Origin of the sequence: Pseudomonas sp. G5(2012) (assembly GCF_000408945.1) — a bacterium.
In the GTDB taxonomy this organism is placed as follows: domain Bacteria; phylum Pseudomonadota; class Gammaproteobacteria; order Pseudomonadales; family Pseudomonadaceae; genus Aquipseudomonas; species Aquipseudomonas umsongensis.
Map to the genome: position 1 here is coordinate 1 of NZ_APIO01000062.1, position 26,899 is coordinate 26,899.

The window sequence follows — 26,899 nt, forward strand, 5'->3', positions numbered from 1 at the left end:
TTCGTCTCAACCGAGGCGCGTATTCTACAGCAGCCTCATTTGCTGTCAAGTGATATTTTTCAGAAGTTTTCAAGGAATCCTTAACAACTTCAAGCACTTGCGCTTCAGATCTCTCATCAGCGGGAGGCGAATTCTACAGCGTTACACACTGCTGTCAACACCTCTTTTTCAACGTCCTTGGCGCTTCGATGAACTGAAGCAACCTGCTGCCGAAAACTTCGTAACTCATTGTTTACCAAGGAGTTTTCCGTTTCGACTGCGCCGGAAGTGGGGCGAATTATAGGCCCCTGAAATCCGTCGTCAACCCTTTGTTACAGGTTTATTCAGATTTGAGCGTAATACGCGCAAATGCCTTCTTGCCGGCCTGGCAAACGTGGGTCGCTCCCAGTACGTATATAAAGGAGCGATCGACCACCTCGCCATCGATACGCACACCACCGGAACCGAGCAGATCACGCGCCACAGCCGAGTTCTTCACCAGGCCAGCCTTATTAAGGACGGCGGCGATCGGCATATCTTCGGCTGCAGTCAATTCGATTTCAGGCAGATCGTCCGGGAGCTCGCCATCCTTCATACGATTACCTGCCGCACGATGAGCGTTGGCCGCAGCCTCCTCACCATGGAAGCGGGCAACGATCTCTTCAGCCAGCTTGATCTTGATGTCACGCGGATTGGCGCCCGCCTCGACTTCAGAACGGAAGGCATTGATCTCATCCATGGAACGGAAGCTGAGCAGCTCGAAGTAACGCCACATCAACGCATCCGGAATGGAGACCAGCTTGCTGTACATCACTCCCGGCGCCTCCTGGATACCGACGTAGTTGCCCAGGGACTTGGACATCTTCTTCACGCCATCCAGACCTTCAAGCAGGGGCATGGTCAGAATGCACTGGGCTTCCTGGCCGTAACCACGCTGCAACTCACGCCCCATCAACAGGTTGAACTTCTGATCGGTGCCGCCGAGTTCGACATCCGCGCGCAAGGCAACCGAGTCGTAACCCTGGACAAGCGGATAAAGGAACTCATGGATGGCGATCGGCTGATTGGTCGTGTAGCGCTTGTCGAAATCATCGCGCTCGAGCATGCGAGCCACGGTGTACTGCGAAGTCAGGCGGATGAAGTCGGCGGGACCCATCTGATCCATCCAGGTGGAGTTGAATGCCACTTCAGTCCTGGCCGGATCGAGAATCTTGAACACCTGGGTCTTGTAGGTCTCGGCATTTTCGAGAACCTGCTCACGAGTCAGCGGAGGACGCGTTGCACTCTTGCCGCTCGGATCGCCAATCATCCCGGTGAAGTCGCCAATCAGGAAGATCACCTGGTGACCCAACTCCTGGAACTGGCGCAGCTTATTGATAAGCACGGTGTGGCCCAGGTGCAAGTCCGGGGCGGTCGGATCGAAGCCGGCCTTGATACGTAGCGGTTGGCCACGCTTGAGTTTTTCGATCAGCTCGGACTCGACCAACAGTTCTTCCGCACCACGTTTAATCAGCGCTAGCTGCTCTTCAACCGACTTCATAACAGACCCGCAAGGCTCGAATTCAAAGGGGACCAACCATACAAGATCGCGCGTCAAATACAAAGTTCGGCCGGCACAATGACGCCAATCCGCTGACAGAGCGTCCACGGACTTGCTTCAGGGATGATTTGGTTATATTTTATACAGTTATTTCATCTTCATCATGTCATTCATCTTTTCCAATTCATCTTTTTCAAAGTCAAAACACTACTTATGACCAAAGAATCGTCTAAAGCGCCACCGCTTTACCCGAAAACCCACCTGCTCGCAGCCAGTGGCATCGCCGCCCTGCTGAGCCTGGCGCTTCTGGTATTTCCTTCCAGTGATGTAGAAGCCAAAAAGACAACCCTGAGCCTTGAACTGGAAAGCCCTGCCGAACAACTGACACAAGAACAAGACGCTGCCCACGCCGTCCAAGCCACAAATGAGCCGGTCGAGTCTCCTTTTGCACAGATCGAAGACAGCCCCCAGGAGCCGCAGGAAACTGCTCAAGCGGCTCCCGCTCCTGCAGCGGTACCTGCACCGGTTGCAGAAGAAAAGAAGGCGCCAAGTCACAGGGAAGTGATCGTCAGCAAAGGCGATACGCTCTCCACGCTGTTCGCAAAAGTCGGCCTTCCAGCCACTTCAGTGCATGACTTGCTGGCCAGCGACAAACAGGCCAAGCAGTTCAGTCAGCTCAAGCATGGGCAGAAACTCGAATTCGAACTGGGTCCGGACGGCCAGCTGACCAGCCTGCATAGCAAGGTCAGCGACCTCGAAACCATCACCCTGACCAAGAACGACAAGGGTTACAGCTTCAACCGCACGACCGCCAAGCCCACCGTGCGTTCCGCCTACGTACATGGCGTGATCAACAGCTCGTTGTCACAGTCCGCTGCGCGTGCAGGCCTGTCGCATAGCCTGACCATGGACATGGCCAGCGTGTTTGGCTACGACGTCGACTTTGCCCAGGATATTCGCCAGGGCGACCAGTTCGACGTGATCTATGAACAGAAAGTGGTCAACGGCAAAGCGGTCGGCAACGGTCCGATCCTGTCCGCACGCTTCACCAACCGCGGCAAGACCTACACCGCCGTGCGCTACACCGACAAGCAAGGCAACAGCAGCTATTACACGGCTGATGGCAACAGCATGCGCAAGGCATTCATCCGCACCCCGGTGGATTTCGCCCGCATCAGCTCGAAATTCTCCATGGGCCGCAAACACCCGATCCTGAATAAGATCCGCGCCCACAAAGGCGTGGACTACGCGGCACCGCGTGGTACGCCAATCAAGGCGGCTGGTGATGGTAAAGTACTACTGGCAGGTCGCCGCGGCGGTTACGGCAACACGGTCATTCTGCAGCACGGCAATACCTACCGCACGCTGTACGGCCACATGCAAGGCTTCGCCAAAGGCGTCAAGACCGGAGGAACAGTCAAGCAAGGCCAGGTCATCGGCTACATCGGTACTACCGGCCTTTCCACTGGCCCGCATTTGCATTACGAATTCCAGGTCAATGGCGTACACGTCGATCCGCTGGGCCAGAAAGTAGCGATGGCCGATCCGATTTCCAAAGCTGAACGCGCACGCTTCCTGGCGCAGAGCCAACCACTGATGGCCCGCATGGACCAGGAAAGAGCCACCCAGCTAGCTTCGGCCAAGCGCTAGGCCATGGCGCTCTATATAGGTGTGATGTCCGGGACCAGCCTTGATGGCCTGGACATAGCGCTGATCGAGCAAGCCCCGGCGATCAGGCTGATTGCCACCCACTACATCCCGATGCCCGACTCACTGCGCGCCGAGCTGCTTGGCTTGTGCGCCAGCGGTCCGGACGAGATCGCCCGCTCCGCCATTGCCCAACAGAACTGGGTGAAACTGGCAGCGCAGGGTGTTAACGCCCTCCTTGCCCAGCAGCACCTCAAGCCTGACGACATTCGCGCGATTGGCAGTCACGGCCAGACCATTCGCCATGAACCCGCACGCGGCTTCACGGTGCAAATCGGTAATCCGGCCCTGCTGACCGAGCTGACCGGCATCACGGTGGTCAGTGATTTCCGCAGCCGCGACGTTGCCGCTGGCGGGCAAGGCGCACCGCTGGTTCCAGCCTTTCACGAAGCACTTTTTGAAGAGCAGCCTGGCAACCGCGCCGTGCTGAACGTGGGTGGTTTCAGCAACCTCAGCCTGATTGAACCCGGCAAGCCTGTCGCAGGTTTCGACTGCGGCCCGGGAAACGTGTTGCTGGACGCCTGGATTCAGCAACGGCGCGGGGACAACTTTGACCGTGATGGCCAATGGGCTGCCAGCGGCAAAGTCGAACCAGCACTGTTGAAGGCACTGCTCAGCGACCCCTTCTTTGTAACAAAGGGTCCGAAGAGTACCGGCCGCGAAGTCTTCAACCTGCCATGGCTGACCCGGCATCTGGCAGCGCTGCCAGCCTTCGCGGCCGAGGACGTCCAGGCAACGCTGCTGGAACTGACGGCATTGACCATCGTCGAATCGCTGCGCAGTGCCCAAGCCGATACTCAGGAGCTGCTGGTCTGCGGTGGGGGCGCGCACAATGCTGCACTCATGAAGCGCCTGGCCAGCCTGCTACCAGATGCGACCGTCAGCAGCACCGCCACTCACGGCGTAGACCCTGACTGGGTCGAAGCCATGGCTTTCGCCTGGTTGGCTCACTGCTGCCTGGAAGGTATCGCGGCCAATCGCCCGAGCGTCACCGGTGCCCGTGGGCTGCGCGTACTTGGCGCCATCTACCCTGCATAGTTAAATGCCGGACAGCAAAACGCCGCAGGGCCCTGAGGCCATGCGGCGTTTTGATGATTCAGATGCGCTGATCAGATCGAGAACGAAGAGCCACAGCCACAGGTGGTGGTAGCGTTCGGATTCTTGATGACGAAACGCGAGCCTTCCAGACCTTCCTGATAATCCACCTCGGCTCCTGCCAGGTACTGGAAGCTCATCGGATCGACAACCAGACTCACACCTTCGCGCTCAACGATGGTGTCGTCATCGGCCACTTCCTCATCAAAAGTGAAGCCGTACTGAAAACCTGAACAACCGCCGCCCGTAACGAATACGCGCAGCTTCAAGCGATCATTCCCCTCTTCATCGACCAGGCTCTTCACCTTGTGCGCGGCACCGTGGGTGAATTGCAAAGCCGTGGGGGTGAAGGATTCGACGCTCATGCTGACTATCTCCCGGCGTTAAGCCGTCATATTGCGTGATGACGCGCATTATCCGCTTCTCCTAGAAAAGCGGTCAACTATTGTTATGGTATATCAAGCAACCCAGTCGCTCGGCCGGAAATGCAAAAAGGCCCGTTCAACGGGCCTTTTGCTGAGTGCAATATAGCCTTACGGCAACATGCCCGCGTGGGACAAACCCAGACGTTCGTCCAGCCCGAACAGGATGTTCATGTTCTGCACGGCCTGACCCGACGCGCCTTTGACCAGGTTGTCGATCACCGACAGCACGACCACCAGATCGCCGTCCTGAGGGCGGTGCACGGCAATACGGCACACGTTGGCGCCTCGCACGCTGCGGGTTTCCGGATGGCTGCCGGCAGGCATGACATCGACGAACGGCTCGTTCGCATAACGTTTTTCAAACAGCGCCTGCAGGTCCACCGAGCGATCCACGACGGTCGCGTAGAGCGTGGAGTGGATGCCACGGATCATCGGGGTCAGGTGCGGCACGAAGGTCAGGCCAACGTCCTTGCCCGCCGCACGACGCAAACCCTGGCGAATTTCCGGCAGGTGGCGATGCCCTTTGACGGCGTAAGCCTTCATGCTTTCCGATGTCTCGGAGTACAGCGAACCCACCGCAGCACCACGACCGGCACCGCTGACGCCGGACTTGCAGTCGGCGATCAGGCGCGAAGCATCGGCCAGGCCCGCTTCGAGCAATGGCAGGAAACCCAACTGCGTAGCGGTCGGGTAGCAACCCGGCACAGCGATCAGGCGCGCCTTCTTGATCTGCTCGCGATTGACTTCCGGCAGGCCATAGACCGCTTCATCCAACAGTTCAGGAGCACCGTGTGGCTGGCCGTACCATTTCGCCCACTCATCAGCGTCTTGCAGGCGGAAGTCCGCAGACAGGTCGATGACCTTGGTGCCGGCTGCCAGCAATTCACCCGCCAGGGCATGCGCTACGCCGTGAGGGGTGGCGAAGAACACTACGTCGCAAGCGCCCAGGGTCTTGATGTCCGGGACACTGAACGCCAGGCCGTCGTAGTGGCCTCGCAGGTTCGGGTACATGTCGGCCACGGCCAGGCCGGCCTCGGATCGGGAAGTGATCACCACCACTTCAGCTTGCGGATGTTGTGCCAACAGACGCAACAGTTCGACACCGGTGTAACCCGTGCCGCCGACGATACCGACCTTGACCATAAACCTGCCCTCAACGAACCCACTGGAAAGCCGTCGATAATAGGGCCCGTATCGTCCTGCGACAACCGGCAAGGTGACGTGCGGAGCCTCAAGCCTCTACTATCCGGTTACCGTGAACCTGGGAATAACCAAAAATGCTTTATCTGTGGCTCAAAGCTTTCCACATCATCAGCGTCGTGTGCTGGTTTGCCGGCCTGTTCTACCTGCCGCGCCTGTTCGTCTACCACGCCCAAAGCGAAGACACCATCAGCAAGGAGCGCTTCAGCATCATGGAGCGCAAGTTGTACCGGGGCATCATGGGACCGGCGATGATCGCCACGCTGATCTTCGGTGGCTGGCTCATCTACCTCAATCCAGGCATCTTCAGCCAGGGTGGCTGGATACACGCCAAACTGACCTTGGTCGTGTTGCTGATCGGCTACCACCATATGTGCGGCGCGCAGGTAAAGCGCTTTGCCCGTGGCGAAAATACCCGCAGCCATGTCTTTTATCGCTGGTTCAATGAAGTGCCGGTTCTGATATTGCTGGCGATCGTAATTCTGGTCGTCGTTCGGCCGTTCTAAATCCAATAGTTATCACTCACCGGGGTACTTCAAATGTCGCTGCCCGCCCTGCTTGAACAACGCTTGCGCTTGCCCGTAGTGGCCGCGCCGATGTTCCTGATTTCCAACCCGCAACTGGTGCTTGCCTGCTGTCGCAACGGCGTAGTGGGCAGTTTTCCAGCGCTGAATCAACGCGAGAGCAGTGGTTTCAAGGCTTGGCTGGAGGAAATCGAGGCGCAGCTGGCGACTCTGGAAAACCCTGCGCCCTACGCGGTGAACCTGATTGTGCACAACAGCAATCCGCGCTTGCAGGCGGACCTGGATATCTGCATCGAACACGAAGTACCGATCGTGATCACCAGCCTGGGCGCCGTTAAGGAAGTAGTCGATGCGGTCCACGGCTATGGCGGCCTGGTTTTCCATGATGTGACGACCCGTCGCCATGCCGAGAAAGCCGCCGAGGCGGGTGTGGACGGGCTGATTGCCGTCGCGGCGGGTGCCGGCGGACATGCTGGCACCTGGAGCCCGTTCTCGCTGATCGCCGAAATCCGCCAGTTTTTCGACAAGACGCTACTGCTGGCCGGGTGCCTGAACCACGGCCACGAAATTCTCGCAGCACAATTGCTCGGTGCGGACCTGGCCTACTTCGGCACACGATTTATCGGCACCACTGAAAGTCACGCGCCTGACGCCTACAAAGAGATGCTGCTGACGTCCAGAGCCGCCGATATCATCCATACTCCAGCAGTGTCGGGGGTACCGGCAAGCTTCATGCGCCAAAGCCTGGAGGCCGCCGGATTCGACACGGCAGCGCTGCAAAACAAGGGAGAGGTCAATTTCGGCTCCAAACTCAAACCCATCAGCGATGAAGCCAAAGCCTGGAAAACTGTGTGGTCCGCGGGCCAGGGCGTCGGTGAAATCGATGACTTGCCAAGCGTCGAACAATTGGTCGCACGTCTCGACGCCGAGTACCGCAAGGCACAGGAGCAAGCAGAGCAACTGCGCCAACACTGGCCGCGCTGAGCAACCACTCAAGCAGCGGCTGGCCATTCGTATCGATGACTTGCGACAAGGACGCCTGGGCAATGAGCGAAAACCATTACAAGATCGTGTTTGACGGCACTTTGTTGCCGGGGGTTGATATCAACACGGCTAAACTCAATCTCGCTGCGCTGTTCAAGAGCGACGTCAGCGCCATCGAGCGCCTGTTCAATGGTCGACCGATAGCATTAAAGAACGACCTGTCACAAGCTGATGCGCTGGCCTATCTTCAAGCCCTGAGGAATACGGGTGTCGATGCCCGGATCGAGGCGCAACCTACGATCGAGCCAGACCTGGCCGATGTTCACGATCCTGTCTCTGCAGCGCAGCCGCAGTCCCCGTATTCGCCACCACAGGCAAGCCTTGGCGAAAGACAGCCGGAATTCGCCGTACTCAAACCCTTCGGCGTCGAAGGTCGCATCGGGCGCCTGCGTTTTCTGGCGTGGACGATGGTGCTGAGCCTGGTGACCCTTCCCGTTGTCGGCGTGTTTGCGCTCATCGGCCTGGGCCTGGTCAGTGGCGACTCCACCACCGGACTGATCATCGGCGGCATCTTCGCCTTCTTCCTGTTCTTGGCGTTCGTGGTGATCAGTGTTCTGTTCACCATTCAGCGTTTGCACGATATAGGCTGGTCGGGCTGGCTCTGGCTCCTGAACCTGGTTCCGTTCGTAGGCAGTTTCTTCCCGCTGGTGATCATGGTCATGCCAGGCAACATCGGCGCGAACCGCTATGGCCCGCCTCCCCCGCCCAACAGCACGGCGGTCAAGGTTTTGTGCGCGTTGTGGATTGTGTTTATCGGGTTATTTACCGTCGGTGCAATGGTGGGTGGAATCTCGGCAATCCAGCAAGAGTATGAAGACACCCTCGAAAGCAGCTACCAAAGCGGCTCGATGACCACTGACGAAATCGATGTCGAAGTCGAACCGCAAGCAAATTCGCCAGCCGAGGCAGCCGAAGAAGCCCCGCCCCCTGTAGACTCTGCGAAAGAATGAACAGCGCTCCCCGCCCGTGACACCTGCGTCGCGGCGCGGAGCTGTTGCGATGGAGAATGGCATGACCCGTTACGCTCTGATCACTGGCGCTTCCAGCGGCATCGGCCTGGCGATGGCTGAAGCGCTGGCTCGGCGCGGCCGCAGCCTGATTCTGGTGGCTCGACAGCGTGATCAGCTGGAAAGCATTGCGATTGAACTGACCCAACGTTTTGGCGTGGAAGTGTTGTTCCGTGCCTGCGATCTGGGCGAGCCACTGCGCCTGTCGGGCTTCCTGCTGGAACTGGAGGAAGGTGACCGGCAAATCGACCTGCTGGTCAACTGCGCCGGCATTGGCACTTGCGGCCCGTTCCTGGCTCAAGACTGGATGACCGAACAGGATTTGATTGAAGTGAACATTCTGGCACTCACTCGCCTGTGCCATGCCATCGGTAACAGCATGGCGTTACAGGGTGGCGGTCAAATTCTGAACGTCGCTTCGGTCGCGGCGTTCCAGCCCGGGCCGTGGATGAGCACTTACTACGCGAGCAAGGCCTATGTACTGCACTTTTCCGAAGCCCTGCGCGTCGAGCTGAAAAAATGCGCGGTCAAGGTCTCGGTGCTCTGCCCCGGCCCGACTCGCACGGCGTTTTTCCGCACCGCGCAACTGAACGACGACAAACTGTCCAACAGTAAAATGCTGATGAGTCCGGAGGAAGTCGCGCTCTATACCGTGCGAGCCCTGGAGAAAAATCGCGCAATCATTATTCCGGGGCGACGCAACCGCTGGTTCGCCACCCTGCCCCGGTTCGGCTCGCGCTGGCTGATCAGGACGATCACCGGCATGGTCATCAAGGCTCACTGCCCGCGCTGAAGGTAAAACACTGGGCGGGTACACCCGGCATGGGTACACTCGGGCCAGCCCAAACAACGGAGAAAACAGCTGTGGATACTCTGTTCACCAAGATCATCAACCGGGAAATCCCGGCGAAGATCATTTACGAGGACGACCAGGTACTGGCCTTCCACGATATCGCCCCGCAGGCACCGGTGCACTTCCTGGTGGTCCCGAAGAAGCCGGTACGTACCCTAAACGACCTGACCGAGGACGACAAGGCCCTGGCTGGACACATCCTGTTCACCGCCCAGCGCCTGGCCCTGGAACTGGGTTGCGAAAAAGGTTTCCGAGTTGTCATGAACTGCAATGAAGAAGGTGGGCAGACTGTCTATCACATTCATATGCATGTACTGGGACAGCGTCAGATGCACTGGCCGCCGGGCTGATTCAATACACACTCCCGTAGGAGCCAGGCTTGCCGGCGATGACGTCATTGAGATCGCCATCGCCGGCAAGCCTGGGTCCTACAAGGCGAGCCTGCGTCGAAATGACCCAACGCAAACCTTCCCCGGCCGATTGGGTTAAACTGGCCGCCGAGATTCCTCCGGAGGTCAGCATGACTACCCAACGTCACTACTCGCCAATTGATCGCCTTCTGCTGCAAGCCGATGCCGCGATGCGGACCCTGCTGCCCTTCAGCGGCCAGCCCTACCGTCCGTCGCCGGCCATTGTACAGCCCGATGCGAAATTGAGCGATGAAGACACTCGCCACGTTGCCGGGCTGATGCGCATCAACCATACCGGTGAAGTCTGCGCCCAGGCGCTGTACCAAGGGCAGGCCCTGACTGCCAAGCTGCCGCAAGTGCGCATCGCGATGGAGCACGCCGCCGAAGAAGAAGTCGACCATCTGGCGTGGTGTGAGCAACGCATCCATCAATTGGGTAGCCACACCAGCATTCTCAATCCGCTGTTTTATGGCATGTCGTTCGGGATAGGCGCTGTTGCAGGCCTGATCAGCGACAAAGTCAGCCTGGGTTTTGTCGCAGCGACAGAAGATCAGGTGTGCAAGCACTTGAATGAACACCTGGAGCAACTGCCGGCCGAGGATGAAAAATCCCGGGCGATTCTCGAGCAGATGCGCATCGATGAAGAACAGCATGCCGAAAGCGCACTGGAGGCTGGCGGCTTTCGCTTTCCGGCACCGGTAAAGTTCGGGATGAGCTTGATGGCCAAGGTCATGACCAAGAGTACTTATCGGATCTGACTGGCTGCACCGGAAACAAAAAAGGCGACGGCCCTGAGGCAGTCGCCTTTTTTTGATCTCGATTCAACCCAGCTCGATGATCTCGTAGTCGTGGGTGATCTCTACACCTGCCGCACCAAGCATGATCGAAGCCGAGCAATATTTTTCAGCGGACAGTTCGATAGCGCGCTTGACCTGCGCTTCCTTCAGGCCACGCCCCTTGACCACAAAATGCATGTGGATCTTGGTGAAAACCTTCGGATCTTCAGTCGCACGCTCAGCTTCAAGGAACGCCTCGCAGCTCTCGACCGCCTGACGGGACTTCTTGAGGATGCTGACCACATCGAAATTGCTGCAACCGCCGACACCCAGCAGGAGCATTTCCATCGGCCGGACACCCAGGTTACGGCCGCCGGCATCGGGCGGACCGTCCATGACCACGACATGACCGCTGCCGGATTCGCCGAGGAACATGGCTTCGCCAGCCCATTGGATGCGTGCCTTCATCGCCAAGACTCCACTGTCTAAAAAAGGGTCGCCAGCTTAGCACAGGCCCCTTGGTTGACAGTGATTGGCGTCCTAGGACATAACCATCAGCGCTGTAGGTAAAATCTCGAATATTGCAAGAAGTGTCTGGTAAGCTGGCGCCAATTCGCTGGCGCTCGGCCAGCTGAGCCGCAATGTCCGCAATTCATAAAAAACCCAACACACCGTGCAGTCTTTTCGGGATACAACCATGGTTGCTATTGCCCCCACCCTCAAGATGAAAAACCTCGACAAGCTGTTGATGCATTGCCAGCGCCGTCGCTATCAGGCCAAGAGCAACATCATTTGCGCCGGTGACCGCTCGGAGACGCTGTTCTTCATCATCAAGGGTTCGGTCACCATCCTGATCGAAGACGACGACGGTCGGGAAATGATCATCGCCTACCTGAACGCCGGGGATTTTTTCGGTGAGTTGGGTCTGTTTGAGCAGGCCGGCCACGAACAGGAACGCAGTGCCTGGGTGCGGGCCAAGGTCGAATGCGAAGTGGCAGAAATCAGCTACGCGAAATTCCGCGAATTGTCTCAGCAGGATCCGGACATTCTTTACGTACTAAGCGGACAGATCGCACAACGCCTGCGCAACACCACCCGCAAGGTCGGTGACCTGGCGTTTTTCGACGTCACCGGTCGCGTCGCCCGCTGCCTGCTTGAACTGTGCAAGCAGCCAGATGCCATGACCCATCCCGATGGCATGCAGATCAAGGTGACCCGTCAGGAAATCGGACGGATCGTTGGCTGCTCCCGGGAGATGGTCGGACGTGTGCTCAAGGATCTGGAGGAGCGCAACCTGGTGGATGTCAAAGGCAAGACCATGGTGGTCTTCGGTACGCGCTGAGCACGTAAATCTAGCCGTTGAACATGTGCCCAAGCATTCGACGGTAGAGTTCATCAAGACGTTCCAGCGCATCCGGCGCGGTGAACTTCTCATGCAAGGCGATGTGGCTTTCTGCCCGCACCCGTTGCTCCAGACCGCAGGCCTCATTAAAGCGATTGACCGCCGCGACCATCGATTCGCGCTCGTTATCCAGCAACATCGCACCATGAACCAGCCCTACTGGACGCTGACCACCTTGGCTCTGGCGCCAGCGCTGGGCAGTACCAACCATCTTGCGCCCATCCAGATTGACGTTGAAGCGGCCATCACAGAAGGCACCGTCGATTTCGCCCAGGGACGAAGTGCCCCCCAGCTCATCCAGCAACTGGCAGATCGGATCACATAGACGCCGGTAGCCGGTCTCGATACGGTTCAGATCCCCTTCGCTACGCGGTGGCGCGTAAACCAGAGCGATGTTGAGGGTTGTCGCTGATTGCGGAACGGGTTCACCACCGGTATCGCGCAACAGCACCGGCCAGCCTGCAGCGGCGGAGACTTCGCAGGCGTGTTCGAAACCTGGCAAGCGATTCAAGCGGCGCGGCATTACCAATGCCTGGTCGCTGGGCTGCCAGAACAGCAGCCCAAATTCCGCGTCGCCAGCACAGACCGAGGCCAGCAGATCCTGCTCGGCCTGAAGGCCGCCTTCGATGGTCAGAGAAACAGGTGAGGTCACAAGGTACTCCGTAAGACAAAAAGTCTGTGGTGTTTCTTATGCCGCTATCGCGAGCAGGCTCGCTCCCACAGTTGATTGTGGTTACCCTCAAACCCTGTAGGAGCAAGCTTGCTCGCGATGCTTTTCAGTCGAGAGTCGAACCGCTGACAGGAATGCCGCGCTCAGGGAAGAACAGTCGTTGCAGTTCAGTGCCCGGATTTTCGGCGCGCATGAACGCCTCGCCAACCAGGAACGCGTAGACATCGCTGATTTCCATCAACTCGACATCAGCGCGATTGAGGATGCCGCTTTCAGTGATCACCAGACGATCTCGCGGGATACGCGGCAACAGGTCGAGGGTGGTTTCCAGGCTAACCTCGAATGTGTGCAGGTTGCGGTTGTTGATGCCGACCAGCGGCGTGTCGAGGGTTTTCAAGGCCCGCTCCAGCTCATCGCCATCGTGGACTTCCACCAGCACATCAAGGTTGACGCTTTTGGCCACGGCCGCCAGCTCGGCCATTTTCACGTCGTCCAGCGCGGAGACGATCAACAGCACGCAGTCGGCGCCAAGGGCACGGGCTTCGACGATCTGGTACGGATCGATCATGAAGTCCTTGCGAATGACCGGCAGTGTGCACGCCGCGCGGGCCTGCTGCAGGTATAGGTCAGCGCCCTGGAAATAATCGATATCGGTAAGCACCGACAGACAGGTCGCGCCGCCCTTCTCGTAGCTCTTGGCAATATCGGCAGGAACGAAGTTCTCGCGGATCACGCCTTTGCTCGGCGAAGCCTTCTTGATTTCAGCAATGACTGCAGGCTCTTTCAGCTTGGCCTGAGCCAGCAAAGCCTTGGCAAAACCACGGGGTGCATCGGCCGCCTTGGCCAGACTTTCCAGCTCGGCGAGGCTGACGCGAGCGCTACGCTCTACAACTTCCTCGGCTTTGCGCGCCAGAATGTTTTCCAAAACCGTCGGTACACTCATCCCTCATTCTCCACTTTGAATACCGCGGTAAACGCACCCAGTTCCTCGAGTTTTTCCCGAGCAAGGCCGGTGTGCAGCGCATCGTGCGCCAAGGCAACGCCTTCTTTCAGGCTGCTGGCATGGTCAGCCGCGTACAGCGCGGCACCAGCATTGAGCATGATCATCTCGGCAGCTTTCTGACCGTTTTCGGTCTTTCGCTTGCCCAGGGCGTCGCGAATCAGCTCCAGGGAGGCCGCCGGGCTTTCCACCGCCAGGCCATGCAGGCTCTGGCTTTTCATGCCCAGGTCTTCCGGTTCGACCCAATATTCAGTGATCTGATCGTTTTTCAGTTCCGCGACAAAGGTCGGTGCTGCCAGGCTGAATTCGTCCAGACCATCCTTCGAATGCACCACCAGCACATGTTTGCTGCCCAAACGCTGCAACACTTCAGCAAGCGGCCGGCATAACGCCTGGGTGAATACACCCACTACCTGATGTTTCACACCGGCCGGATTCGTAAGCGGGCCAAGCATGTTGAACAGAGTGCGCAAGCCAAGCTCCTTGCGCGGGCCGGCGGCATATTTCATGGCACTGTGATGAGTCTGGGCAAACATGAAGCCGATGCCGACGTTATCGATGCAGCGCGCCACCTGGACCGGGGTCAGGTTCAGGTAGATGCCGGCTGCCTCCAGCAAATCGGCACTACCGCTTTTACCCGAGACCGCGCGGTTGCCGTGCTTGGCCACCGTGCAACCGGCCGCCGCGACCACAAAGGATGACGCAGTCGACACGTTGAAGATGTTGGCACCGTCACCGCCAGTACCGACCACATCGACCACGCCGTCGAGGGTCTTGAGTTCGACCGTGTCTGCCAGTTCACGCATGACCGACACCGCGCCGACGATTTCGTCGATGCTTTCGCTCTTCATGCGCATGGCCATCATGAACGCGCCGATCTGCGCGTCCGTGCATTGCCCGGTCATGATTTCGCGCATCACGTCGCGCATTTCATCGGTGCTGAGGTCGAGCTGTTCGACGATACGGCCCAGGGCTGTCTTGATGTTCATGAAAGGTCCTTAGCGCGTGCCGCCGGTTTGTTTGAGGAAGTTGGCGAACAACTCGTGTCCCTGTTCGGTAAGAATCGACTCAGGGTGGAACTGCACGCCTTCGATGTTCAGGGTCTTGTGGCGCAGGCCCATGATCTCGTCGACCGAACCATCTTCCAGTTGGGTCCAGGCGGTCAGCTCGAGGCAATCAGGCAGGGTTTCGCGCTTGACGATCAATGAATGATAGCGGGTAACCGTCAGCGGCATGTTCAGGCCTTCGAAGACACCTTTGTCTTCATGGAACACCGGGCTGGTCTTGCCGTGCATGACCTGGCGCGCGCGAACCACATCGCCACCAAAGGCCTGGCCGATGGACTGATGGCCCAGGCAGACACCGAGGATCGGCAGTTTGCCGGCGAAATGCTTGATCACATCAATCGAGACGCCGGCTTCAGTTGGAGTGCAAGGACCGGGAGAAACGACGATGCGCTCAGGATTGAGGGCTTCGATTTCGGCGACGGTAAGTTCATCGTTGCGCACGACTTTGACCTGGGAGCCCAGCTCACCAAGGTATTGCACAACGTTGTAGGTAAAAGAGTCGTAGTTATCGATCATCAGCAACATGGCGTTAAGAACCTCTTGAATTCACTGACTTGATTCAGCCTTCGAATGATTTACCCGCAGCGTCCTGCACTTTGGCGGACGCTGGATTCGCGCAGCAAAGCGGTGTGTCTGACGGGTAAAGAAGGCAAAGCGGTAAAGATCCGGCCGGGCCGGCAGAAGGATTCAGGCGCGCCAACGCCAGCGGGCGTGTGCCTTGATGACTTGATCCAGGAGTTTGCTGACGATCAACACGGGGAAGGTCTCATTTATACGTCTTGGCACAGTAACTTAGCTGGGCAGAGCGTGCAATATGGGGCGATCGAAGCAAGTGAAACATTCGGCAAGTTCGCGCCGAATGGCATGAGGCTCTATAGTTTTTTGGCACTGTCGTTTACCCCACTAAAACAAGAAACAAACGGACTTGCTCATGATCAGACAGACGCTGTTTGCACCGCTTGCCGGTTGCTTGCTCGCCTTGGCTTACGCTCAGGCGATTGCGGCGCCCAATCCTTACTCCAACTTCATCGTCTTCGGTGACAGCCTCAACGATGCGGGGCAGTTTACCGACGCGGGCGGCCCTCCCGGTTCGACTCTGCGCTTCACCAACCGGGTAGGGCCGACTTATCAGGACGGCAGTGGCGAAGTCTATTCCGCCAACTCAACCCAGTTGCTCGGGGGCAGGCTTGGCTTCTCAGCGGACCAGACTGCCGCTTCGACTTCAGCCGCACGCGCCGTCCAGGGCCTGCCAGACGGTAACAACTGGGCCGTCGGCGGCTACCGCACCGACCAGATCCTCGATTCAATCACCACGTTATCCGCCACCGGCGAACGTGCACGAGCGGGCTATTTGCCGACCAACAACTTCCGCGCCGATCCGAACGCGCTGTATTACCTCTCCGGCGGCGGTAACGACTTTCTTCAGGGACGTGTGCAAAGTGGCGCCCAGGCGAATGCCGCGGCGGACCGACTGGCCAACAGCGTTCAGGTTCTGCAAACAGCCGGCGCCCGCTACATCATGGTCTGGCTGTTGCCTGACCTGGGCTTGACCCCTGCCATCAATGGCAGCCCTCTGCAGGGACCGACCTCGCAACTGAGCGCGGCCTTCAACCGGCAACTGGTCACTCGACTGGCGGGCATCGATGCCGAAATCATCCCGCTGAACATTCCACTGTTGCTGCAGGAAACCTTCGCCGATCCCGCGCGATTCGGTTTTGCCACCGGGCAGAACCTGACCGCGACTTGCTTCAGCGGCGACGGCTGCACCGAAAACGCCGCCTTTGGCATCAACAGCGCCACCCCCGACCCCAGCAAGCTGGTTTATAACGACGGGGTTCATCCGACCGAAGCCGGGCAAAAGCTGGTGTCCGACTACGCCTATTCCTTACTCGCTGCACCCTGGGAACTGACGCTGCTGCCGGAAATGGCCCACGCCACGCTACGCGCGCATCAGGATGAACTGCGTAGCCAATGGCAATCCGACTGGGAAAGCTGGCAGGCGGTCGGCCAATGGCGGGCCATTGTGGCCGGGGGCGGCCAGCACCTCGATGTGGACCATCAAAGCAGCGGCGCCGACGCCGATGGCAACGGCTACAGCTTGAACATTGGCGGCAGCTATCGCCTCAATGAAGCCTGGCGAGTAGGTGTGGCGGCAGGCTTCTATCGTCAGAACCTGGAGGCAGGCAATAACGATTCGGACTACAAGCTCAACAGCTACCTGGCCACGGCATTCGCCCAGTTCCTGCAGAACCGGTGGTGGGCCGATGCCGCATTGACCGGCGGCAAGCTGGATTACGACAATCTCAAACGCAAATTTGATCTAGGCGCGGGTGAGGGTGCGGAGAAAGGCGACACCGATGGCTATCTCTGGGCCTTCAGCACACGCCTGGGCTATGACATAGCGCAGCCGGGCAGTGAGTGGCACCTGTCGCCGTTCATCAGTGCCGATTACGCCAAAGTGGAAGTCGACGGTTATTCGGAAAATACCAGTCGCTCCACGGCGCTGACCTTTGATGATCAGAAACGCGATTCGAAACGTCTCGGCGCCGGGCTTCAGGGTAAGTATCAGATCACCTCGCAGACCCAGGTGTTTGGCGAATATGCCTACGAGCGTGAGTATGAAGATGACGTACAGAAGGTGAACATCGCCCTCAATAGCTTGCCGTCACTCGATTTCACGCTTGCTGGCTATACACCGCAGAGCCACTTGAACCGCGTGAGCCTGGGCGTCAGCCACAAGTTGACGGCCGATCTGGCGCTGCGTGGCGGGTATACGTTGCGCAAGGATGATGACTTTACCCAGCAAGGGATTTCCGTTGGGGTTGCGCTGGACTTCTGATCAAGCAAACAGCCAACATAAAAAACGCGGCGCCTTTACGGGCGCCGCGTTTTTTTTATGCTGGTGAAGCCATTGTGGGAGCGAGCCTGCTCGCGATAGCGGTGGATCAGGCTAAATCAAAGTTGGCTGTGCCGGCTCCTTCGCGAGCAGGCTCGCTCCCACATTGTTAGTGGCGAATTCAGGCGTCCGGGGTTTGTTCCGCCAGGGCCACTGCACGGAACATCGCGCGTCGTTTGTTCAGGGTTTCTTCCCATTCCAACGCTGGCACCGAGTCGGCAACGATGCCGCCACCGGCCTGCACATGCAGCTCGCCGTTCTTGATCACCGCCGTACGGATCGCAATGGCGGTGTCCATGTTGCCGTTCCAGGCGAAGTAGCCGACGGCGCCGCCGTAGACACCGCGCTTGACCGGTTCCAATTCGTCGATGATTTCCATCGCACGAATCTTCGGTGCGCCAGACAAGGTGCCCGCCGGCAGAATCGCCCGCAGTGCGTCCATGGCCGTCAGGCCGGCCTTCAATTGGCCGGTGACGTTGGACACGATGTGCATCACGTTGGAGTAACGCTCGATGACCATTTTCTCGGTGAGTTTCACCGAACCGATTTCAGATACGCGACCCGTGTCGTTACGACCGAGGTCGATCAGCATCAGGTGCTCGGCAATTTCCTTGTCGTCCGACAGCAGGTCCTTTTCCAGTGCCACATCGGCCTCTTCGTTGGCCCCGCGTGGACGGGTGCCGGCGATCGGGCGCACGGTGATCAGATTGTCTTCGACCCGCACCAGCACTTCTGGCGAACTGCCGACAACGTGGAAGTCGCCGAAGTTGAAGAAGTACATGTAAGGCGTCGGGTTGAAGCAGCGCAGCGCTCGGTAAAGATCGATGGGGGCTGCCTTGAAGTCGATCGACATGCGCTGGGACGGCACGACCTGCATGCAGTCACCGGCCAGGATGTATTCCTTGATGGTGTCGACGGCTTTTTCGTAATCGTTCTGGGTGAAACTGGAACGGAACACCGGATCGGCTGACTGCTGCTTGCTGAAGTCCAGGCCACGGCGCGGGGTAATTGGCTGGCGGAGTTTTTCCAGCAACTCTTCCAGGCGCGTGCGGCCTTGCTCGAAGGCGTCTTCCTGGGCCGGATCGGCCAGGACGATTGCATGCATCTTGCCGGCGAGGTTATCGAACACCACCACCGCGTCGGACACCATCAGCAGAATGTCCGGCACGCCCAACGGGTCCGGGTTCGGGCATTTGCCCAGACGCTTTTCCACATAACGCACGCAGTCATAACCGAAGTAGCCCACCAGGCCGCCGTTGAAGCGCGGCAAACCGGCAATCGTCGGCACGTTGTAACGGGCCTTGAAGGTTTCGACGAAGGCCAGTGGGTCTTCTACATCGTGGCTTTCAGTCTCGACACCGTCGATGGTCACGCTGACGTGATGGTCGTGCACCCGCAGCACGGTGCGGCACGGCAGGCCGATGATCGAGTAACGACCCCACTTCTCGCCACCCTGCACGGACTCCAGCAAATAGGAGTTGGGCTCGTCGGCCAGTTTCAGGTAGATCGATAGCGGCGTATCGAAGTCGGCCAGGGTTTCGCAAGCAAGCGGGATGCGGTTATAGCCGGCAGCGGCCAAACGCAGGAATTCTTCGCGGATCATGAGGTGCCTCGTGGCTTGAGGATCAAACAGTCAGGTATGCAAACGCGCCGGACAACCGGCAAGGATCAGTCAGGCGCGCCAACGCCAGCGGGCCAGGGCCTTGATGACTTTCATCCAGAGTTTGCGAGTGACCACCACGATGGCGTTTCCAGAAGGGGGTTGGACAGCGTCGGCCAACGTTATCTCAGCGGCCGGGTCCAGGCAACCGCGAATTAGCTTGCGCAGGTCGTCGATCACCAGTGCCGGTGACTCTTCGGCAATCGGCCGGCCGTGGTTGTAGCCGTAGCTCAAGGCCACGCACTTGACCCCCGCCGCTTTCGCCGCCTGTACATCACTGCGCGAGTCGCCGACGAACAAGGATTGCGAGGCCGGGATATTGGCCATCTTCATTACGAAAAACAGCGCAGCCGGGTCGGGTTTTTTCTGTGGCAGGGTGTCGCCGCCAATGATCCACTTGAAATATCGGCCGATTTTCATCTGATCCAGCAGCGGCGCGACGAAGCGCTCCGGCTTGTTGGTAATCAGCGCCATCTCGACGCCCTGCTTTTGCAGCCATTTAAGCGTATCGCGCACACCGGGGTAGACCACGGTCAACCCATGGCTATCGGCATACGCCTGCATGAAAATCTCCAGCGCGCTGTCGGCCTCGGCGTCATCGACCTTCGAGTGGTCGATACCGCCGGCCAGGGCACGGCGCACCAGCACCGGCGCGCCATTACCCACCCATTCACGCACCGCTTCGATACCGGCCGGAGCGCGACCGAGCTTGAGCAGCATATTGTCCACCGCCACCGCCAGGTCCGGGACCGAGTCGACCAAGGTGCCATCCAGGTCGAACATCACCAGTCGTGGCAGGGTTCCGGGAAACAGCTGCTCAAAGCCACTCATGGGCGGGCCAGCGCCAGTTCGGAACGCATTTTTTCAATCACTTCCTGGTAGTTCGGTGCATTGAAGATCGCCGAACCGGCAACAAAGGTGTCAGCACCCGCCGCAGCGATTTCACGAATGTTGTTCACGTTGACGCCACCGTCGATTTCCAGGCGAATGTCACGATCCGACGCGTCGATCAGCGCCCGCGCCTCACGCAGCTTGTCGAGGGTGCCAGGGATGAACTTTTGCCCGCCGAAGCCCGGGTTGACGCTCATCAGCAGGATCATGTCGACCTTGTCCATCACGTACTTGAGCACGTCCAGCGGCGTTGCCGGGTTGAACACCAGGCCCGACTTGCAACCGCCTTCACGGATCAGTTGCAGGGAGCGGTCGATGTGCTGGGTAGCCTCCGGGTGGAAGGTGATGTAGGTCGCGCCGGCTTCGATGAAGTCACCGACAATGCGGTCCACCGGGCTGACCATCAGGTGCGCGTCGATCGGCGCGGTCACGCCGTACTTGCGCAGCGCCGAGCAGACCATCGGGCCGATGGTCAGGTTCGGCACGTAGTGGTTGTCCATGACATCGAAGTGCACGAAGTCGGCGCCGGCGGCCAGGACGTTGTCCACTTCTTCGCCCAGGCGGGCGAAGTCGGCGGAAAGAATCGACGGAGCAATTACGAAGGGCTGCATGACGCACCTTTTCTGAGCAGAATCACGATGGCGCGCATTGTATACCTCATGCTTTGGCCCGCGCACCGAAAGCGCGATGATCAGTAGGCCGCCCGGTAGATTTTCTCGATATCGACAGCACTCAACCGGCGCGGATTGTTGCGCATCAGGCGCTCGATCCCTGCTGCCTCCACGGCCATCGCCGCAATCGCATCCTCGGGAACCCCGACACTGCGCAGGCCTTGGGGGATTTCCACCGCCGCGCACAACGCGGTCATGGCCTCCACGGCTTTGTCGGCCGCTTCATTGGCGCTCAGATGAGCCGTCCTCACCCCCATGGCTTCGGCGATATCCTGCATGCGTTCAATGCAGGCCATCTTGTTCCAGGTCATGACATGGGACAGCAGCAAGGCATTGCTCACGCCATGGGCGATATTGAAGCGCCCTCCCAAGGGATACGCCAGCGCATGCACCGCACCCACCCCGGCATTACCGAATGCCATGCCCGCCATCAGGCTCGCGGTGGCCATGTCTTCACGGGCCTGCAGGTTGGACGGGTTGGCGTAGGCCTTGGGCAGCGCCTTGGCGATCAGTTTTATGGCGCCGATGGCCAGGGCGTCGGTAATCGGCGAGGCATTGACCGACAGATAGGATTCGATGGCATGCACCAGCGCATCGACGCCGCTGGCCGCCGTGACCCCGCGCGGACAAGTCAGCGTCATCTGCGGGCTTACCAATGCCACGTCCGGCAACAAGTAATCGCTGACGATGCCTTTCTTCAACTGCGCGACCTTGTCGGAAAGGATCGCCACGTTGGTGACTTCCGAACCGGTGCCGGCCGTGGTGGGGATGGCGATCAGTGGCGGGCCTTTGCGTGGCACCTGGTCAACCCCGAACAAATCTTCGAGGGCGCCGTGGTAACCGGCGTAGGCCGCCACGCTTTTAGCGATGTCGATGGCACTTCCACCGCCCAGGCCAATCAAGCCGTCATGCCCCCCATCGCGATAAACGCGCATGCAGTCTTCGACGATGGCGATTTCCGGGTCCGGCAACACCCGGTCAAAAATCTCATAAGTGCGCCCCCCAAGCTGGGCCAGCGCCAACTCTACCGTGCCGGACTTGACCAAGGCAGCGTCGGTGACGATCAGCGGGTGGTCGATGTCCAGGCGCATCAGCTCGGCGGACAACTGCTCGATGGCCGCTGCGCCGGTGATCAGTTTGTGGGCGATCTTGAAGGAGGAAAGACTCATGTGCGCAGCCTCTTATGGATGTGGGAGCTGGGCACAAGAGTAGCTGGGGTTTGAGGGTTGGCTGATATTCAGGTAGTGAATGAACCATGCTCGCGAATCAGCACAAAAACAACGGTGGGAGCGAGCCTGCTCGCGAAGACGGCTGAGTGCTCGACATTTGAGTCGACTGACACTCCGCTTTCGCGAGCAGGCTCGCTCCCACAGTGGATCGGTGTGAAGTTTTAGACCTGCGCAGTACGCAGTTTCTCGCTGCGCCCACGCAGCCACTCCAGGGTCAGGAGCAGGATCACCGAGAAGGCGATCAGCAGCGTCGCGGCGGCGGCGATGGTCGGGCTGAGGTTTTCGCGGATACCGCTGAACATTTGCCGTGGCAAAGTCGCTTGCTCGGGGCCGGCGAGGAACAGCGTCACCACCACCTCATCGAAGGAAGTGGCGAAGGCAAACAAAGCACCGGAAATCACCCCGGGCGCAATCAACGGCAAAGTCACCCGACGGAACGCCGTCAGCGGCGAAGCGCCGAGGCTGGCCGCCGCGCGCACCAGGTTCTGGTTAAACCCTTGCAAAGTCGCCGACACGGTGATGATCACGAACGGCACGCCCAACACCGCATGCACCACAATCAGCGAAAAGAAGCTGTTGCCCAGGCCCAACGGCGCAAAGAACAGATAGCTGGCCACACCAATGATCACCACGGGCACCACCATCGGCGAAATGACCAGCGCCATCACCAGCGGTTTACCGGGGAAGTCGCCACGGGTCAGGCCGATGGCCGCCAGCGTACCGAACACCATGGCCAGCACCGTAGCGGCCGGCGCGACGATGATGCTGTTCTTCAGGGCGCGCATCCATTCCGCCGAGGCGAAAAAGTCGTGATACCACTGCAGCGAGAAGCCTTGCAGCGGGTACACCAGGAAACTGCCGGAGTTGAACGACAGCGGGATGATCACCAGCACCGGCAGGATCAGGAACAACAGAATCAAGCCGCAGAGAATCCGCAAGCTGTAGAACCACACCCGCTCGATGGGCGACATATAAGGACTCAGCATTTCATTCTCCCCTTAGCTCAGGCGCAGGCGACTGGCGCCCACCAGCCAGCTGTAAATCAGATAAAGCACCACGGTCGCCAGGAGCAACAGGCCACCGAGTGCGGTCGCCATGCCCCAGTTGATGCTGGTGTTGGTGTAGAAGGCGACGAAGTAGCTGACCATCTGATCGTTCGGGCTGCCCAGCAACGCCGGGGTGATGTAGTAGCCGATGGCGAGGATGAACACCAACAGGCAACCGGCGCCGACACCGGCATAGGTTTGCGGGAAGTACACCCGCCAGAAGCTGGCGAATGGATGGCACCCCAGGGAAATCGCCGCACGCATGTAGGTCGGCGAGATGCCTTTCATCACGCTGTAGATCGGCAGGATCATGAACGGCAGCAGGATGTGCACCATCGAGATGTAGACACCGACGCGGTTGAACACCAGCTCCAGCGGCTTATCAATGATGCCCATGGCCATCAGGCCGCTGTTGATCAAGCCACCCGATTGCAGCAATACGATCCACGCGGCAACCCGAACCAGGATCGAGGTCCAGAACGGTAGCAGCACCAGAATCATCAGCAGGTTGCTCTGGCGCGATGGCAGGTTCGCCAACAGGTAAGCCAGGGGATACGCGAGTACCAGGCAGATCACGGTGATGATCAGGCCCATCCAGAAAGTTCGGGCAAAGATGTCGAGGTAGATCGCCTGGTCCGGGGTGGCCGGGGCGATTTCGCCGAGGTCGTCGATGCGGTGATCGACCGCGGCCAGCAGATAGTACGGCGTAATGTTGCTGGTATTGCGGCGTACGGCTTGCCAGTAGGCCGGGTCACCCCAGCGCTCGTCGAGACCTTCCAGCGCTTCTTTATAAGAGGCCGGTTCACCGGCGAACGGCAAGGCGCGGGCGGTTTTGGTCAGCAGGCTACGATAGCCGGCCAACTCCATGTTCAAGCGCTTGGACAAATCGCCCAGGGTCTGATTCTTGCGCGCTTCGGCGAGGTCTTCGCTGGCCGCCTTGTAGACCGGTTCGGCAGGCAGGCCTCGGCCGTCCCAACTGGCGATGGCCGCCACGGTGCGCGGCATGCCACCGACCACTTCCGGGTTACCCACGCTTTTGTAGAGCAGCGCCACGATTGGCACCAGGAACACCAGCAACAGGAACAGCACCAGCGGCGCGATCAACGCCTGGGCCTTCCAGCGGTTGACCCGCTCGGCGTGCTTGAGCCGCTGCTTCAAGGTGGGGTCAGTGCCCGCGTTCACGGGAACGGCGATAGCCATGGCGTACTCCGGAAATCTTTGGATGGGCGGCATCAAACAGCGCGATGCCGCATTACATCAATGTTCTTGAACCATTCACTGGCCCCTGTAGGAGCTGGCGCAGCCTGCGATCTTTTGGCGGCTTAGAGACCGCTGAAGATCAAAAGATCGCAGCCTTCGGCAGCTCCTACAGCATAAGCCCGCGCTGCGGTCTTACTTCGCAGCCCAGGAATTGAAGCGCTGTTCCAGTTGCTCGCCGTTGTCAGCCCAGAAGCTGACGTCGATCTGTACCTGGTTGGCGATGTTTTCCGGGGTGGTCGGCATGTCCTTCAGGACATCCTTGGCCAGCAACGGTACGGCCTGGGTATTGGCTGGGCCGTAGGCGATGTTTTCCGAGTAGGTCTTCTGCTGCTGTGGTTGTACCGAGAAGGCGATGAATTTCTTCGCCGCTTCTGCACGCTTGGCATCCAGACCTTTTGGAATGGCCCATGCGTCGAAGTCGTAGATTCCGCCGTTCCACACCACTTTCAGGTTGCTTTCTTTCTGCACGGCGGCGATGCGGCCGTTGTAGGCCGAGCTCATGACCACGTCACCGGAAGCGAGGTATTGCGGCGGTTGTGCGCCAGCTTCCCACCACTGGATGTTGGGCTTGAGTTCGTCGAGTTTCTTGAACGCGCGATCCTGTCCATCTTTACCGGCCAGCACTTTATAGACGTCTTTTGGCGCAACGCCGTCAGCCATCAGTGCGAACTCCAGGGTGTACTTGGCGCCTTTACGCAGGCCTCGCTTGCCTGGGAATTGCTTGGTGTCCCAGAAATCCGCCCAGCTGGTCGGCGCGGTTTTCAGCTTGTCGGCGTTGTAGGCCAACACGGTCGACCACACGAAGAAGCCTACGCCGCATGGCTGGATAGCGCCTTTGACGTAGTCCTCGGTCTTGCCGAACAGGGCCGGGTCGAGTTGCTCGAACATGTCTTCGTCGCAACCACGGGACAGTTCTGGTGATTCGACTTCTACCAGATCCCAGGACACGCTCTTGGTGTCGACCATGGCCTTGACCTTGGCCATCTCACCGTTGTATTCGCCCGCCACGATCTTGCCGTTGCCTGCCGCTTCCCACGGTGCGTAGAAGGCTTTGACCTGCGCCGCCTTGTTCGCCCCGCCAAAGGACACCACGGTCAGGTCCGGGCCAGCTGCCATTGCGCTTGCTGCCCCCATCATGCCCAGTGCCAGAGCGGTGAATTTCAGGGATCTCAACATTTATTGTTCTCTCCACGTGCAGGGTTTGTGTTGTTGAAGCCGGGGCGATCAGTTCGCCTCTAGAATGGGATCGAGCGCGCGAACGTGTTCGACCTGCCAGCCAAGCGGAACCACGTCACCGACCGCGAGCGCAGGATCGAGCTCGGCAATCGGTTGTTTCACGAAGAAGTCGGTCTTGCCACAGACCTCCAGGCGAACCCGGACGTGGTCGCCCAGATAGATGAATTCCGCTACCCGTCCCGAGAAGCGGTTGATGCAAGACTCGCTGGAGCCATTGAGACTCACGCGTTCCGGGCGAATGGACAAGGTCACCGGTTCACCGGTCTTGCCGACGTTCACCGCCAGGGCTTCAACTTTTTCACCACGGCCCAGTTCGACCACGCAACGGTCGCCGGTCTGGCTGTGCAGACGGCCGTTAAGACGGTTGTTTTCGCCAATGAAGTTGGCGACGAAGGTGTTTTTCGGCTCTTCATACAACGTACGTGGAGGCGCGATCTGCTGGATCTCGCCCTGATGGAAAACGGCCACACGGTCGGACATGGTCAGGGCTTCGCCCTGGTCGTGGGTCACGTAGACCACGGTCACACCCAGACGCTGGTGCAGGTGCTTGATTTCCATCTGCATGTGTTCGCGCAACTGTTTATCCAGTGCGCCGAGGGGTTCGTCCATCAGCACCAGTTGCGGCTCGAACACCAGTGCGCGGGCCAGCGCCACGCGCTGCTGCTGGCCACCGGACAGTTGTGCCGGATAACGCTGGGCAAAGGCATCGAGCTGCACCATGCTCAGGACTTTCTTGACCTTATCGCTGACGTCGCTTTTGTTCAGCCCGCGCACAGTCAGAGGGAACGCCAGGTTCTCGGCAACCGTCATGTGCGGGAACAACGCATAGTTCTGGAAGACCATGCCGATGTCACGCTTGTGCGGCGGCACGTTGTTGATGGCGCGTCCGGCCAGCAGGATCTCACCTGCTGTCGGAGTTTCGAAACCGGCGAGCATCATCAGGCTGGTGGTTTTGCCGGAGCCTGAGGGGCCGAGCAAGGTGAGGAATTCGCCTTTGCGAATGTCCAGGTTGAGGTCCTTGACGATCAGGTTCTCGCCATCGTAGCTCTTCTGCACTCCACGAAAGCTGACCAGAACATCATTGGCCCCTGCGCTTGAATCGACCTGGCTCATACCCACACCTTTGTTGTTGATGACTGCTGTGGACTAAGCCTAGTGGACGCTGGGACCTGCGCAAATCGGGGGGCAAGAGAGAATCGCCTCAGCCATATGGAAGGCTGGGGGTAGGGATTGCCCTACAAGGATGGCGCGCTTTGGCAAGCGCAGCGGCGAGCGGTGAGCTGCACGCCGCAAGAACGAGCAATAGCGGTT

26 protein-coding genes are annotated in these 26,899 nt (G+C 59.1%); 10 read left to right on the forward strand and 16 right to left on the reverse strand.

The genetic code is table 11. The annotated features are described in order from the left end of the window. Positions 1 to 319 precede the first annotated feature (319 nt). Entirely contained in the window at positions 320 to 1,519 is a 1,200-nt protein-coding gene (gene tyrS / locus PG5_RS19190; RefSeq protein WP_020798780.1) for a tyrosine--tRNA ligase, read from the reverse strand. 213 nt (positions 1,520 to 1,732) lie between these two features. Between tyrS and PG5_RS19195 the strand changes: the two genes are divergently transcribed. Both PG5_RS19195 and PG5_RS19200 read left to right on the forward strand, forming a co-directional pair. Next, on the forward strand, positions 1,733 to 3,169 hold the full coding sequence (locus tag PG5_RS19195) for a peptidoglycan DD-metalloendopeptidase family protein (RefSeq protein WP_033038769.1): 1,437 nt from the start codon (positions 1,733 to 1,735) through the stop codon (positions 3,167 to 3,169). A gap of 3 nt (positions 3,170 to 3,172) precedes the next feature. Then, entirely contained in the window at positions 3,173 to 4,264 is a 1,092-nt protein-coding gene (locus PG5_RS19200) for an anhydro-N-acetylmuramic acid kinase (protein ID WP_020798782.1), read from the forward strand. A gap of 71 nt (positions 4,265 to 4,335) precedes the next feature. Here PG5_RS19200 and erpA read toward each other — a convergent pair whose 3' ends face one another. After that, entirely contained in the window at positions 4,336 to 4,686 is a 351-nt protein-coding gene (erpA, locus tag PG5_RS19205) for an iron-sulfur cluster insertion protein ErpA (RefSeq protein ID WP_007906865.1), read from the reverse strand. A gap of 168 nt (positions 4,687 to 4,854) precedes the next feature. Next, positions 4,855 to 5,889, reverse strand: a complete 1,035-nt coding sequence (gene argC / locus PG5_RS19210; RefSeq protein ID WP_020798783.1) for an N-acetyl-gamma-glutamyl-phosphate reductase — start codon at positions 5,887 to 5,889, stop codon at positions 4,855 to 4,857. A 134-nt stretch (positions 5,890 to 6,023) separates the two neighbouring features. Here argC and hemJ point away from each other — a divergent pair, with 134 nt between their 5' ends. The 6 genes from hemJ (at position 6,024) to coq7 (ending at position 10,542) form a co-directional block, all read left to right on the forward strand. Beyond that, positions 6,024 to 6,452, forward strand: a complete 429-nt coding sequence (gene hemJ / locus PG5_RS19215) for a protoporphyrinogen oxidase HemJ (protein ID WP_020798784.1) — start codon at positions 6,024 to 6,026, stop codon at positions 6,450 to 6,452. Between the two features lie 33 nt (positions 6,453 to 6,485). After that, positions 6,486 to 7,454: a nitronate monooxygenase family protein gene (locus PG5_RS19220; RefSeq protein ID WP_020798785.1), complete on the forward strand. Its 969-nt coding sequence runs from the start codon at positions 6,486 to 6,488 to the stop codon at positions 7,452 to 7,454. Positions 7,455 to 7,516: 62 nt separating this feature from the next. Beyond that, entirely contained in the window at positions 7,517 to 8,464 is a 948-nt protein-coding gene (locus PG5_RS19225) for a DUF805 domain-containing protein (RefSeq protein ID WP_020798786.1), read from the forward strand. A 61-nt stretch (positions 8,465 to 8,525) separates the two neighbouring features. Further along, positions 8,526 to 9,314 (forward strand): SDR family oxidoreductase, encoded by a 789-nt coding sequence (locus PG5_RS19230; protein WP_033038784.1) that lies wholly within the window; start codon positions 8,526 to 8,528, stop codon positions 9,312 to 9,314. 71 nt (positions 9,315 to 9,385) lie between these two features. Continuing rightward, on the forward strand, positions 9,386 to 9,724 hold the full coding sequence (locus tag PG5_RS19235) for a histidine triad nucleotide-binding protein (RefSeq protein ID WP_007986008.1): 339 nt from the start codon (positions 9,386 to 9,388) through the stop codon (positions 9,722 to 9,724). 170 nt (positions 9,725 to 9,894) lie between these two features. Next, a complete protein-coding gene (coq7, locus tag PG5_RS19240) occupies positions 9,895 to 10,542 on the forward strand; it encodes a 2-polyprenyl-3-methyl-6-methoxy-1,4-benzoquinone monooxygenase (protein WP_008061601.1) in 648 nt (215 codons plus the stop codon). A 63-nt stretch (positions 10,543 to 10,605) separates the two neighbouring features. On the opposite strand, the gene PG5_RS19245 is transcribed toward coq7, so the two are convergent. Further along, on the reverse strand, positions 10,606 to 11,028 hold the full coding sequence (locus PG5_RS19245; RefSeq protein WP_008061600.1) for an OsmC family protein: 423 nt from the start codon (positions 11,026 to 11,028) through the stop codon (positions 10,606 to 10,608). Between the two features lie 229 nt (positions 11,029 to 11,257). Here PG5_RS19245 and crp point away from each other — a divergent pair, with 229 nt between their 5' ends. Then, positions 11,258 to 11,902 carry a cAMP-activated global transcriptional regulator CRP gene (crp, locus tag PG5_RS19250; protein WP_020798789.1) on the forward strand — a complete coding sequence of 215 codons (645 nt, stop codon included), beginning with the start codon at positions 11,258 to 11,260 and terminating at the stop codon, positions 11,900 to 11,902. A gap of 10 nt (positions 11,903 to 11,912) precedes the next feature. Here the strand turns inward: crp and PG5_RS19255 are convergent, their stop codons facing one another. The 4 genes from PG5_RS19255 to PG5_RS19270 form a co-directional block, all read right to left on the reverse strand. Continuing rightward, a complete protein-coding gene (locus tag PG5_RS19255; protein WP_020798790.1) occupies positions 11,913 to 12,614 on the reverse strand; it encodes a lipoate--protein ligase family protein in 702 nt (233 codons plus the stop codon). A gap of 124 nt (positions 12,615 to 12,738) precedes the next feature. Further along, on the reverse strand, positions 12,739 to 13,575 hold the full coding sequence (trpC, locus tag PG5_RS19260) for an indole-3-glycerol phosphate synthase TrpC (RefSeq protein WP_020798791.1): 837 nt from the start codon (positions 13,573 to 13,575) through the stop codon (positions 12,739 to 12,741). Then, complete coding sequence (gene trpD / locus PG5_RS19265; RefSeq protein WP_020798792.1) at positions 13,572 to 14,621, reverse strand: anthranilate phosphoribosyltransferase; 1,050 nt, start codon at positions 14,619 to 14,621, stop codon at positions 13,572 to 13,574. Before trpD ends, trpC begins: the two co-directional genes overlap by 4 nt. Before the next feature lie 9 nt (positions 14,622 to 14,630). Beyond that, positions 14,631 to 15,224: an aminodeoxychorismate/anthranilate synthase component II gene (locus tag PG5_RS19270; protein ID WP_020798793.1), complete on the reverse strand. Its 594-nt coding sequence runs from the start codon at positions 15,222 to 15,224 to the stop codon at positions 14,631 to 14,633. A 406-nt stretch (positions 15,225 to 15,630) separates the two neighbouring features. Here PG5_RS19270 and estP point away from each other — a divergent pair, with 406 nt between their 5' ends. Further along, on the forward strand, positions 15,631 to 17,538 hold the full coding sequence (gene estP, locus PG5_RS19275) for an esterase EstP (protein WP_020798794.1): 1,908 nt from the start codon (positions 15,631 to 15,633) through the stop codon (positions 17,536 to 17,538). A gap of 178 nt (positions 17,539 to 17,716) precedes the next feature. On the opposite strand, the gene trpE is transcribed toward estP, so the two are convergent. From trpE to PG5_RS19315, 8 genes are all read right to left on the reverse strand, one after another. Beyond that, a complete protein-coding gene (gene trpE, locus PG5_RS19280) occupies positions 17,717 to 19,198 on the reverse strand; it encodes an anthranilate synthase component I (RefSeq protein WP_020798795.1) in 1,482 nt (493 codons plus the stop codon). A gap of 69 nt (positions 19,199 to 19,267) precedes the next feature. Further along, positions 19,268 to 20,086, reverse strand: a complete 819-nt coding sequence (locus PG5_RS19285; protein ID WP_020798796.1) for a phosphoglycolate phosphatase — start codon at positions 20,084 to 20,086, stop codon at positions 19,268 to 19,270. Then, complete coding sequence (rpe, locus tag PG5_RS19290; RefSeq protein ID WP_020798797.1) at positions 20,083 to 20,757, reverse strand: ribulose-phosphate 3-epimerase; 675 nt, start codon at positions 20,755 to 20,757, stop codon at positions 20,083 to 20,085. Before rpe ends, PG5_RS19285 begins: the two co-directional genes overlap by 4 nt. Before the next feature lie 80 nt (positions 20,758 to 20,837). Further along, positions 20,838 to 21,986, reverse strand: a complete 1,149-nt coding sequence (locus tag PG5_RS19295) for an iron-containing alcohol dehydrogenase (protein ID WP_020798798.1) — start codon at positions 21,984 to 21,986, stop codon at positions 20,838 to 20,840. Between the two features lie 221 nt (positions 21,987 to 22,207). After that, positions 22,208 to 23,032, reverse strand: coding sequence for an ABC transporter permease (locus PG5_RS19300; RefSeq protein WP_008061581.1), 825 nt, complete (start codon positions 23,030 to 23,032; stop codon positions 22,208 to 22,210). A 12-nt stretch (positions 23,033 to 23,044) separates the two neighbouring features. Next, entirely contained in the window at positions 23,045 to 24,292 is a 1,248-nt protein-coding gene (locus PG5_RS19305) for an ABC transporter permease (protein ID WP_020798799.1), read from the reverse strand. Positions 24,293 to 24,484: 192 nt separating this feature from the next. Then, entirely contained in the window at positions 24,485 to 25,528 is a 1,044-nt protein-coding gene (locus tag PG5_RS19310; protein WP_020798800.1) for an ABC transporter substrate-binding protein, read from the reverse strand. 48 nt (positions 25,529 to 25,576) lie between these two features. Then, positions 25,577 to 26,701: an ABC transporter ATP-binding protein gene (locus PG5_RS19315; RefSeq protein ID WP_008061578.1), complete on the reverse strand. Its 1,125-nt coding sequence runs from the start codon at positions 26,699 to 26,701 to the stop codon at positions 25,577 to 25,579. Positions 26,702 to 26,899 lie beyond the last annotated feature (198 nt).